The sequence below is a fragment of the Vibrio sp. 1978 genome, from assembly GCF_033344345.1.
Genome location: NZ_JAWPOP010000003.1, coordinates 237,173 through 248,617, shown reverse-complemented (window position 1 = coordinate 248,617; position 11,445 = coordinate 237,173). Strand labels below are relative to the sequence as shown.

Sequence of the window (11,445 nt, the reverse complement as noted above, 5' to 3'; positions counted from 1 at the left end):
CGCTTGGAAAGTGCGCGTGATTTCACAACAAAAAGCATAGGATTAACAATGCTGGATTCTAAATTACTTCGTACAGAGCTGGATGAAACAGCTGCTAAACTGGCGCGTCGTGGCTTTAAGCTAGACGTAGATACTATTCGTAAACTTGAAGAACAACGTAAGTCCATTCAAGTAGAAGTAGAAAATTTACAATCCACGCGTAACTCCATCTCCAAGCAAATCGGCCAAAAAATGGCGGCTGGCGACAAAGAAGGCGCAGAAGAGATCAAGAAACAAATCGGTACGCTAGGTAGCGATCTTGATGCGAAGAAAGTTGAACTTGAGCAAGTAATTGCTCAACTAGACGAATTCACGCGTTCTGTACCAAACATCCCAGCAGATGAAGTGCCAGATGGCAAAGATGAAAACGACAACGTTGAAATCTCTCGTTGGGGTGAGCCAAAGTCTTACGACTTCGAACTGAAAGATCACGTTGACCTAGGCGAAATGGGCGACGGTCTAGACTTCGCAAGTGCAGTTAAGATCACTGGCGCACGTTTCATCGTGATGAAAGGCCAATTTGCTCGTCTACACCGTGCAATCGCTCAGTTCATGCTGGATCTTCACACTGAAGAGCACGGCTACACAGAAATGTACGTACCTTACCTAGTAAACTCTGACAGCCTATTCGGTACTGGTCAGCTTCCTAAGTTTGGTAAAGATCTTTTCCACACTGAGCCGCTAGTAGAAAAAGTAAACGACGAAGAGCCACGTAAACTGTCTCTAATCCCTACTGCAGAAGTACCTGTAACGAACCTAGTTCGTGACACGATTTCTGACGAAGCGGATCTACCAATTAAGATGACAGCTCACACGCCATGTTTCCGTTCAGAAGCAGGTTCTTACGGTCGTGATACTCGTGGTTTGATTCGTATGCACCAGTTCGACAAAGTTGAGCTAGTACAAATCACTAAGCCAGAAGATTCAATGAACGCACTAGAAGAGCTAACAGGTCACGCTGAGAAAGTTCTACAACTTCTTGAGCTTCCTTACCGTAAAGTGGTTCTATGTACAGGTGACATGGGCTTCGGCGCTCGTAAGACTTACGACCTAGAAGTTTGGGTTCCTGCTCAAGAAACTTACCGTGAAATCTCTTCATGTTCTAACATGTGGGACTTCCAAGCTCGTCGTATGCAAGCGCGTTTCCGTCGTAAAGGCGAGAAGAAACCTGAGCTTGTACACACGCTAAACGGTTCTGGTCTAGCTGTAGGTCGTACAATGGTTGCTATCCTAGAAAACAACCAAGAAGCAGACGGCCGTATTGCAATCCCTACAGTACTTCAGAAGTACATGGCGGGCGCAACGCACATCGGTTAATTCATTAACCACTAGAACACCAAAACCCAGCCTTAGTGCTGGGTTTTTTGTTATCTGCGTCGAGTGAAAATACGTTGTTATGTAAATGTAGGATGAGGTATTGCATAGTTAGCCTAAATTATTAAAACCAGTCCCTAATGATATTTTTCTAAGCTTCATTGAGCATGACAAGCTCCTCCAAAATATAAAGAGGAGGTACTTTCATGGCTTCAATAAGAATAAGCGGCTCTGTTGGCTTGGGTGGTAAAAATGTGGATGGTGACATTCGTACGGTACAAAGGTCTATTAACCAATTGCTTGGTTCTTTAAAGGGAGTAAAGGAACTTAAAGTGGATGGGAAACTAGGCTCTAGACCGGAAAACTCCAAAACTGTCGGCGCAATTAAAGCTTTTCAGAAAAACCTTGTTGGGATGGCTCGTCCAGATGGAAGGATAGATGTGAATGGAAGAAGCCATCGTAAGCTGAATGATTATTTAAAACGAACACCTGAGACCGCGGTGGCATATACGTTACCTTTGGTTGGCTCAAGAGATGCGTTGACGGACTTGGATTATCGCAAAGTAGCTGAAACTCTTGGATGCGAAGTCGCTGCTATTAAAGCTGTAGCGGAAGTTGAGAGCCGAGGAGAAGCCTACTTTAGCAATGGTAAGCCAAAGATTTTGTTTGAGGCTCATATATTTTCGAGACTCACTTCAAGAGCCTACGATAACAGTCATCCAAGTATTTCAAGTCGGCATTGGAATCGAAGTCTTTATGTTGGTGGTATCTCAGAATACGTACGTCTAAATAAAGCGATTGAACTGAATTCAAATGCAGCAATCCGCTCCGCATCTTGGGGACGTTTCCAAATTATGGGCTTTAATTTCAAGTTAGCTGGTCATGTTACCGCTGAATCCTTTGTTAAAGCTGTATTCGAGTCGGAGAAGAAACAACTTGAGGCTTTTGTTACGTTTATCCAAAAGTCTGGCTTAGGTGAGCATATAAGAGATAAAAATTGGGCTGCCTTTGCTCGTGGTTACAATGGTTCTGAGTATCAGAAAAATCAATACGACGTCAAATTAGAAAAGGCTTACAAAAAATATGCTTCGATTAAAAATGCTGCGTAACATTTCTTTGCTTGGACTTATTTTTAGTTCATCTGCTTGTGCTTTCAGCCACACTAATACTGCGCTATTTAAGTGTGATGCTTCACATCCTAACCGTCTAGAAATATCAATAGAAAACATAAACAGTCAGGTTCTACTGTCGGAGCTTAGCTTAGGGGGGAGCAGTATTGAAAGATCTTTAGTTATAAAGGACTTTAAATTAGACCAGTATCATCGAGCGTTGGTAGATGAGAAGTCACTGGAATTTAGTATTGGTGAGCGCGTCATATTGGTTAGTGAGTACTTTAGCGAGGAGTTTGATGAGGTTGAGAAGATACTCAGTGTTACTTTGAGAGAGCCTGAGCAAACGCAGTATTTTGAATGCGAGGAAGGGAGTATGAGTAACCTTGCATTGCTTTTCCATGAGAGCGCCGAATAATCGATTACAGAGTAATTATTACTAAAACGTAATAGTGTTTTCGTATTTACCTTAATTATCTTGTTATTTGTAATTGATATAATCATCCACCTTACCACGGTAAGTAGATTTTCTCATTCAAGTAACGAGGAGGGCTTATGGCCGTAGGGTGGGCCAATGACGATAGCGTCAGCCAACAAATTCAAAACACAATAGACGACGAGATTTCCCGTGTTCGTGGCAGTATCGCAAGGGGTGAAAGCGCCCATTATTGCGATGAGTGTGGTGATGAGGTCCCAGAAGCACGTCGTTTTGCTATGAAAGGCGTTCGTTTGTGTATCGAATGTCAGTCAACAATCGAATTGGTGTCTCAACGCCAAGCATTGTTCAATAGACGAGCGAGTAAAGACAGTCAACTTCGATAACTTTACTGCTCTAATAAATAACGAGACGGTTTGAGTCTCATACTCAAACCGTTTTCATGTTCAATTGAACTATGAAGCGAAGCAGTCTTTACGTTGTAACGCAGCATCAATCGCATTCACTAACTTTTCAATATCTTCTGGCTTGCTGATGAACGGCGGCATCATATAAATCAGTTTGCCAAATGGACGAATCCACACTCCGTGTTCAACAAACAAGGCTTGGATGGTTTCCATATTCACAGGGCGATACGTCTCCACTACGCCAATGGCACCTAACCAACGGGTGTTTTTTACCAACTCGTGTTCTTCAAGTTTTGGCAGTAACTCAGAAAACAACGCTTCGATTTGTTGGGTTTGCTGTTGCCAGTTACCTTGTTCAATCAATTCCAAACTTGCAGTGGCAACAGCGCAGGCAAGTGGGTTACCCATAAAGGTTGGGCCGTGCATAAAACAGCCTGCATCACCACCACAAACGGTGTCTGCTACGTGTTTGCTCGCCAGGGTCGCAGAGAGGGTCATGTAGCCGCCAGTGAGTGCTTTCCCGACACACAGAATGTCTGGTTGAATGTCTGCATGTTCGCAGGCAAACAACTTACCGGTACGACCAAATCCGGTAGCGATCTCATCTGCAATCAATAACAAGCCGTATTTGTCGCAAAGCCTACGCACGCCTTTGAGAAATTCTGGATGGTAGATGCGCATGCCGCCTGCGCCTTGAACAATAGGTTCTAGGATCACCGCAGCAAGTTCTTCATGGTGCGTTTCAATCTTGTGCTCGAAGTCGGTAAGGTCCTCTGGCTTCCATTCATCCCAATAACCACAAGTTGCTGACTCCGCAAAGATATGCTCAGGCAAAAAGCCTTTGTAAAGAGAGTGCATTGAGTTATCAGGATCGGTAACCGACATAGCCGCAAAGGTGTCGCCGTGATAACCGTGTCGCAAAGTAAGAAACTTCGGTCGGCGTTCGCCTTTTGCATGCCAATATTGCAGTGCCATTTTTAAGCTGACTTCTACGGCAACGGAGCCTGAATCGGCAAGGAATACATGTTCAAGGTTATTTGGTGCAAGGGACAATAGCTTCTTACACAAACTGATTGCTGGCTGGTGGGTAATCCCGCCAAACATCACGTGAGAGACCTGATCGATTTGCTGGTGAGCGGCTTGATTTAAATGCGGATGGTTGTAGCCGTGGATCGTCGACCACCAAGAAGACATGCCATCGACCAGCTCAGTACCGTCTTCCAATTTAATATGAACACCATTTGCCGATGCCACTGGGTAGCAGGTCAGAGGTGTCAATGTCGAAGTGTAAGGATGCCAGATATGCTGGCGGTCGAAGGCGAGATCCATGTGCGATTCCAATAATAATTAAGGTTAAAAAACAGACAGGTGTAAACTTTGATCTTTTGCGTTGTGTTGACAGTTTATCGAGACTCAGTAGACTGTCAACACAACAACAAAAGTGACTAAAGGAATACACGTGGAAGTTCGTCATAACTGGACGCATGCTGAAGTGCGCGATCTCATGGAAAAACCATTCATGGATCTCCTATTCGAAGCGCAGCTTGTACATCGTCAATATCAACAAACCAACCATGTTCAAGTAAGCACGCTTCTGTCGATTAAGACAGGTGCTTGTCCAGAAGACTGTAAGTACTGTCCTCAGAGTGCTCGTTACACCACAGACATCGAGAAAGAGCGTCTGATGGAAGTAGAACGCGTACTCGATGCTGCGCAAAAAGCCAAAAATGCTGGTTCTACTCGATTCTGTATGGGCGCAGCATGGAAAAATCCAAAAGAGCGTGACATGCCGCATTTGACCGACATGATCAAAGGCGTGAAGGGCATGGGTTTAGAAACGTGTATGACATTAGGCATGTTGACACCAGATCAAGCAAAACAACTGGCAACCGCAGGTTTGGATTACTACAACCACAACCTAGATACGTCTCCTGAATTTTACGGCAACATCATTACCACACGTACTTATCAAGACCGTTTAGATACTTTGTCTCATGTTCGTGATGCTGGCATGAAGATCTGTTCCGGTGGCATCATCGGTATGGGTGAAAGTGCTAACGACCGAGCAGGTTTGTTGGTTGAATTAGCTAACTTGCCAGTGCATCCTGAAAGTGTGCCAATCAACATGCTGGTTAAGGTGAAAGGCACACCACTGGAAGAGGTGGACGATGTTGAGCCATTCGATTTCATTCGCTTGATTGCGATTGCGCGCATCATGATGCCTCAATCAGCGGTTCGTCTATCGGCTGGCCGTGAAAACATGAACGAACAAATGCAAGCGCTGTGTTTTATGGCGGGTGCAAACTCAGTCTTCTATGGCTGCAAACTTCTGACGACTCCAAATCCTTCTGAAGATAAGGACATGATGCTGTTCAATAAGCTCGGCATTAACAGCCAAGAAGTGTCTCAAAAACCTGATGAAATCGAAGAAAACGAGTTGCTGGATCGCGTTGTAGAGCGTGTTGCTGCCCGTCCGACAAAAGACGACCTTTTCTACGATGCCAGCGTTTAAATCTCGTATCGAGTCCGCTCTTGCTAAGCGTAAAACGCAAGGGTTGAATCGTTCTATGAATGTGGTGTTTGCCGGTAACCAGTCCGTTTTGGAGCACGAAGGCAAGCGCTACATTAATTTCTCAAGTAATGATTATTTGGGCTTGGCCAATGATCAAGCGCTCGTTCGTGCGTGGCAGCAAGGTTTAAGCGTATACGGCAGTGGCAGTGGAGCATCGCCAATGGTCACTGGCTTTAGTGCAGCACACAGCAATTTAGAAGCCGCACTAACTGAATGGTTGGGCTACGACAGAGCAATTCTGTTTGGTTCTGGATTCAGTGCTAATCAAGCCTTGTTGTTCACCTTGTTAGAAAAGTCAGACGTATTGATCCAAGACCGTTTGAATCATGCTTCATTGATAGAAGCGGGGGCGTTGTCACCAGCTAAGATGAAGCGCTTCAAACACAATGACATCGAGCACCTAAAGTCGCTGATTAATAGCGAAGACAACCATCTAGTTGTGACGGAAGGGGTATTCAGCATGGACGGTGACTGCGCGCCGCTCAGCGATATAGCTGAAGCCACTCGCAGTCATGATGCTTGGTTTGCTGTCGATGACGCTCATGGAATTGGTGTTCTCGGTCAATCCGGTGGTGGTTCTTGCGAGTTGGCAACGGTTAAGCCTGAGTTATTGGTCGTTACCTTCGGTAAAGCGTTTGGTATGTCTGGCGCGGCTATTTTATGTGACCACTCAACGGGAGACTTTTTGACTCAGTTTGCTCGTCACCATGTTTATTCCACAGCGATGCCTCCGGCACAAGCGTATGCGTTGACTCATGCAGTCTCGATGGTTCAAGAGCAGTCTTGGCGACGTGAAAAGCTCTCTGAGCTTAGTGAAGTGTATCGAGATAGCCTTAGCGGCCTTGAGGGGTTTGTTGAGACTCAAACTTCGATTAAGCCCTTTTTGATTGGTGAATCTGAATTGGCTTTGCGAGTAGCAGGTGCTTGTCGCCAAAACGGTATTTGGGTGACTGCTATTCGCCCTCCGACGGTGCCTAAAGGAACGTCTCGTCTTCGAATCACACTCACTGCCAATCACACTAATGAACAAGTTAAAACGCTTTCAATCGCATTGAAGCAAGCATTAGGAGCGCTGTAATGGATAATGCAACTACCGCATTAGCGCAAACGCTCGCGTTAGAGAGTTTCCATCAAGATAAAGGCGCGATTGCCTCTTCGTTTGGTAAAGCAGCAGAAACATACGATAAATATGCGGCTTTTCAACGTGATGTCGGGCATCAGCTGCTTGATAAACTTCCTGAAAACTTGACGGGAAAACGTGTATTGGATTTAGGTTGTGGCACGGGTTATTTCTCCCAACTACTTCAACAACGCGGTGCGGAAGTAGTCTGCGGCGATATCTCTCAAGCCATGTTAGATAAAGCAGAGCAGCGTTGTGGTGCAGTACGAATGCATTACCAAGTTGCTGATGCTGAAAACTTACCATTTGACGATGATAGCTTCGATTACGTGTTTTCAAGTTTAGCGCTGCAATGGTGTACAGATTTAAGTTACCCACTAAAAGAAGTGCGCCGCGTGCTAAAAAATGGTGGGAAAGCGTGGTTCTCTACACTGGTTGATGGATCACTGTATGAGCTGCGTGCATCATGGGAAAAAATTGATGCATATCAACACGTCAATAACTTTCTAACGCTCAATCAGGTAAAAATTGCGTTAGCGCAATCTCGATGTGACAGCCATCAACTAGACTTGACCACCATCACAGTTTGGTACGACTCTGCATTTTCAGTTATGCGTGACCTCAAAGGTATAGGTGCAAATCACGTAAGCGGGCGCTCACACGGTTTAACTAGTCGCGAGACTTTGTTAAAAGTTGAGCATGCGTACCAAGCGTTTAAAAACGATCAAGGTCTTCTACCTGCAAGTTATCAGGTTTGTTTTGGAGTAATACATCTATGATTGATGCTTTTTTTATTGCTGGTACGGATACTGATGTTGGAAAGACGGTAGCGTCTAAAGCCATTTTGCAAGCGATCGCAGCAAAAGGACTAAACACTATTGGTTATAAGCCAGTGGCAGCAGGGAGTGACAAGACTGAAGCGGGATGGCGCAACTCTGATGCTTTACACTTACAAGACGTCGCAACACTCGATGTGGACTATGATGATGTGAACCCATACGCTTTAGAGTTGCCTGCTTCTCCCCACATTGCAGCGAAGCATGAACATGTCGAAATAAGTTACGATGTTCTGAGTCAAAAACTGGCTCAACATAAGCAGCAAGCCGATGTTGTTCTCGTTGAAGGTGCTGGAGGCTGGCGTGTGCCAGTATCCGATACGGACTGTTTATCTACATGGGTAAAAGAAGAGCAGTTACCTGTTGTACTGGTGGTTGGCATTAAATTAGGCTGTTTGAGCCACGCTTTACTCACAGCGGAGAGTATTAAAGCGGATGGTTTGAATCTTGTTGGCTGGGTGGCAAACCGCGTCAACCCAGGCACAGAGCACTACGCTGACATTATCGAGATTCTAGAAGCACGTATCGATGCACCTAAGCTTGGGGAAATTCCATATATTCCAAGTGCTAAACGCAAAGAGCTAGGCAAGTACATTAATGTAGAGCCGTTGCTAAACACTGACTAATGGTGTTTAGGATAAAAGACTAAAAAACCCAAAGGGCTGCGCAATGCAGCCCTTTCTTGTTGGTGTAACCTAAAAAGTCAGATTACTTATCTTGGCTGAGCCCCATCAATGCTTGTTGTGTTTCTGCAACACGCTGAGACATATGATGATCGGTTGAAATACCAAGTTGTTGCTTTGCCTCGTCCTCTGAGATGCCTAGGTGACAACGTAGTAAATCAATAGCCATTTGATAGTCGTTAGTTTCTACCATGGTTTTTCCCTCAATACATGGAGTTTTTGAGCTCACCCAATGCACTTTTTGCAATGTACTTAGAGTAGCTCTGTTTTGTTCATCTCATTCGAATTTAGCATGTCCATGTAGCCGCACAATAAGACCAAAGTCTATAGCAGAGCTAACGTACTGTTTTTGGTCTATTAAAAAATTTCTAGCTAAGTTGCTAAGAGGTGATAGATTTAACACCAAGATCATCTATCAATAGATGATGGGTAGGTCAGAGCTTATTTCATCATTTTGATAAATGTATATGAACGGAGGTTCCAGCTCCTACCAAAGCATGTTTTGAAATCGCTTGAATCAAATATTTCAGTCTCGAAAACAAATGTTGCAATTTATTGCTTAACCTTGTTTTTATCGCGGATAGACTATATCTATAACGCACGGAACATGAAAATCAACGGAATTGGCTTTTATAGCGATTACCATTTGTTCCTTATAACAATCCGTTTTAAAAAAACGATAAGCTTCCTCGGAGAAAAGTAATGAAGCGAATTATGTTATTCCTAGCAACTAACCTAGCTGTCGTGCTAGTGCTTAGTGTTGTTCTGAATATTGTTTACGCTGTAACTGGAATGCAACCAGGCAGTCTGTCAGGTTTACTTGTAATGGCTGCTGTATTTGGTTTTGGTGGCGCATTTATTTCGTTGATGATGTCAAAGGGTATGGCGCTACGCTCGGTTGGTGGTATGGTCATTGAAAGCCCGCGCAACGAAACGGAGCATTGGTTAGTCGAAACTGTGGGTCGTCAAGCTCAACAAGTGGGTATTGGTATGCCAACGGTGGCTATTTATGATTCACCAGATATCAATGCATTTGCGACAGGTGCAAAGCGAGATGACTCTCTTGTCGCAGTTTCTACTGGTCTTTTACACAATATGACTCGTGATGAGGCAGAGGCAGTACTTGCACACGAAGTGAGCCATATTGCAAATGGTGATATGGTCACGATGACGTTGATGCAAGGTGTCGTGAACACGTTTGTTATCTTCCTATCACGCTTTATTGCCAATATCGTGGCATCGAACGATGATGAAGAAGGCCAAGGTACAAATATGATGGTTTACTTTGGCGTATCCATGGTGCTTGAACTGGTATTTGGTTTCCTAGCTAGCTTCTTGACTATGTGGTACAGCCGTCATCGCGAATTCCACGCGGACGCAGGTGCTGCGCGCCTCGTTGGCAAAGAAAAAATGATTGCGGCTCTAGAGCGTTTGAAGGTGAGTCATGAATCTCAACTGGATGGCACCATGATGGCGTTTGGTATCAATGGCAAGCAGTCGCTGACTGAGCTACTAATGAGCCACCCTCCGCTAGATAAACGTATTGCAGCGTTGCGAGGCCAGCAATACTAATTGTTCCTACTTAAATAATTGTTAATCTGCTGAAAAGGCTTGGTTTTGACCAAGCCTTTTTTTTCGCCGATTGATCGCGTGCGAACTTCATCACGTACTACTTACAGAAATAAAGTTATACAAAATTATTTTTGTACAACTTTGGTGGAATGAACTATCTTGTACATATAATAATTTTGTACAACTTAATGGGCATGTAGGAGTAAAAAATGGACATACAGTCTGTTGGCAATATCTATCAAAAGCTCAACAAAGCGAACTTACATCTGCTTGAGGATATATATCACCAAGATGTAGTATTTGAGGACGCAGCGCATCGTTTAGAAGGATGGCCAGCACTTTCGGATTATTTCACCTCATTATATGCCAACGTCATCAGTTGTGATTTTGTAATCCATGAGCATCAACAAGTCGGAGATACAGGCTTCCTAACTTGGACAATGGACCTTCAGCATCCCAAACTTCAGAAGGGTGCGCCTATTCTCGTCAATGGTGTTTCGCACCTCAAATTTAGCGAAGGTCAGGTCATTTATCACCGAGACTATTTTGATCTCGGAGAGATGCTCTATGAGCATTTACCGTTACTTGGTTCAGTCGTTAAAACCATCAAGCAGAGGTTAGGACAATGAACAACACCATCTTAATCACAGGCGCCACCTCCGGAATAGGAAGACAGCTTGCCCTAGATTACGCGAACTCAGAATGGAATGTGATTGCTTGTGGTCGGAATCAAGATGTTCTTGCAGAACTGGAGGCAGTTTCCTCCAAAATTCATACATTGCAGTTTGATGTGACAAATTATGAGGAAACTCAGCAGGCGCTCTCTAATTTGCCCTTTACGCCAAATACATGGGTTTTTAACGCAGGCGATTGTGAGTACATGGATGAGGGAGTGGTCGACGCGAAACTCATGGCGCGTGTGATGAACGTAAATGTTGTCGGTGTTGCCAACTGCGTTGAAGGCTGCCAAGTGCATTTAGAGAGAGGGCACCGCATTGTTATTGTTGGCTCTATCGCATCAGAAGTGGCACTGCCTCGTGCAGAAGCTTACGGCGCATCCAAAGCGGCAGTCAGTTATTTTGCACGCACGCTCGCCGTCGACTTGAAAAAGAAAGGGATCAAAGTGGTAACGGTGTTTCCTGGTTTTGTTGAAACGCCGTTGACTGACAAAAACGACTTCGAAATGCCAATGATCATTTCTACTCAGCAAGCGTCGGACTCTATCAGGAAGCAGTTAGCCGCCAACAAGACCTATATCTATTTCCCGGCGAGATTTACCAGTATTTTACGTTTTATCTCGTTACTTCCATACAGTTGGCAAGCTCGCCTAACTGCTAAACTCGTATCATAAGAAGGA

General features: G+C 44.5%; 13 protein-coding genes. 11 read left to right on the top strand and 2 right to left on the bottom strand.

All coding sequences use genetic code 11. From position 1 onward, the window contains the following. Positions 1–48 precede the first annotated feature (48 nt). From serS to R8N49_RS04875, 4 genes are all read left to right on the top strand, one after another. Positions 49–1,356 carry a serine--tRNA ligase gene (gene serS / locus R8N49_RS04890; protein ID WP_054576393.1) on the top strand — a complete coding sequence of 436 codons (1,308 nt, stop codon included), beginning with the start codon at positions 49–51 and terminating at the stop codon, positions 1,354–1,356. A gap of 203 nt (positions 1,357–1,559) precedes the next feature. Further along, positions 1,560–2,462 (top strand): N-acetylmuramidase domain-containing protein, encoded by a 903-nt coding sequence (locus R8N49_RS04885; protein WP_049536243.1) that lies wholly within the window; start codon positions 1,560–1,562, stop codon positions 2,460–2,462. Beyond that, positions 2,452–2,880 (top strand): hypothetical protein, encoded by a 429-nt coding sequence (locus R8N49_RS04880; protein ID WP_054575142.1) that lies wholly within the window; start codon positions 2,452–2,454, stop codon positions 2,878–2,880. Before R8N49_RS04885 ends, R8N49_RS04880 begins: the two co-directional genes overlap by 11 nt. A 137-nt stretch (positions 2,881–3,017) precedes the next feature. After that, complete coding sequence (locus tag R8N49_RS04875; RefSeq protein ID WP_213986307.1) at positions 3,018–3,284, top strand: DksA/TraR family C4-type zinc finger protein; 267 nt, start codon at positions 3,018–3,020, stop codon at positions 3,282–3,284. 69 nt (positions 3,285–3,353) lie between these two features. Here R8N49_RS04875 and bioA read toward each other — a convergent pair whose 3' ends face one another. Continuing rightward, positions 3,354–4,634 (bottom strand): adenosylmethionine--8-amino-7-oxononanoate transaminase, encoded by a 1,281-nt coding sequence (gene bioA / locus R8N49_RS04870; RefSeq protein WP_213986308.1) that lies wholly within the window; start codon positions 4,632–4,634, stop codon positions 3,354–3,356. A gap of 130 nt (positions 4,635–4,764) precedes the next feature. On the opposite strand from bioA, the gene bioB reads away from it, so the two are divergent. From bioB to bioD, 4 genes are read left to right on the top strand one after another with little or no spacing between them, the layout of a single operon-like run. Continuing rightward, the gene (bioB, locus tag R8N49_RS04865) at positions 4,765–5,817 is read left to right on the top strand and encodes a biotin synthase BioB (RefSeq protein ID WP_005378222.1); all 1,053 of its coding nucleotides are present in this window, start codon (positions 4,765–4,767) and stop codon (positions 5,815–5,817) included. Then, positions 5,804–6,955, top strand: coding sequence for an 8-amino-7-oxononanoate synthase (gene bioF, locus R8N49_RS04860; RefSeq protein ID WP_213968594.1), 1,152 nt, complete (start codon positions 5,804–5,806; stop codon positions 6,953–6,955). Before bioB ends, bioF begins: the two co-directional genes overlap by 14 nt. Then, entirely contained in the window at positions 6,955–7,776 is an 822-nt protein-coding gene (gene bioC, locus R8N49_RS04855; protein WP_213986309.1) for a malonyl-ACP O-methyltransferase BioC, read from the top strand. The genes bioF and bioC overlap by 1 nt, the downstream gene beginning before the upstream one ends. After that, on the top strand, positions 7,773–8,459 hold the full coding sequence (gene bioD, locus R8N49_RS04850) for a dethiobiotin synthase (protein ID WP_213986310.1): 687 nt from the start codon (positions 7,773–7,775) through the stop codon (positions 8,457–8,459). Before bioC ends, bioD begins: the two co-directional genes overlap by 4 nt. Before the next feature lie 82 nt (positions 8,460–8,541). Here bioD and R8N49_RS04845 read toward each other — a convergent pair whose 3' ends face one another. Further along, the gene (locus R8N49_RS04845) at positions 8,542–8,709 is read right to left on the bottom strand and encodes a hypothetical protein (protein ID WP_005378215.1); all 168 of its coding nucleotides are present in this window, start codon (positions 8,707–8,709) and stop codon (positions 8,542–8,544) included. A gap of 509 nt (positions 8,710–9,218) precedes the next feature. On the opposite strand from R8N49_RS04845, the gene htpX reads away from it, so the two are divergent. From htpX to R8N49_RS04830, 3 genes are all read left to right on the top strand, one after another. Further along, positions 9,219–10,088, top strand: coding sequence for a protease HtpX (htpX, locus tag R8N49_RS04840; protein WP_005388085.1), 870 nt, complete (start codon positions 9,219–9,221; stop codon positions 10,086–10,088). Positions 10,089–10,297: 209 nt separating this feature from the next. Continuing rightward, positions 10,298–10,717 carry a nuclear transport factor 2 family protein gene (locus tag R8N49_RS04835; protein WP_213886279.1) on the top strand — a complete coding sequence of 140 codons (420 nt, stop codon included), beginning with the start codon at positions 10,298–10,300 and terminating at the stop codon, positions 10,715–10,717. Then, entirely contained in the window at positions 10,714–11,439 is a 726-nt protein-coding gene (locus R8N49_RS04830; protein WP_047100788.1) for an SDR family oxidoreductase, read from the top strand. Before R8N49_RS04835 ends, R8N49_RS04830 begins: the two co-directional genes overlap by 4 nt. Positions 11,440–11,445: the final 6 nt, after the last annotated feature.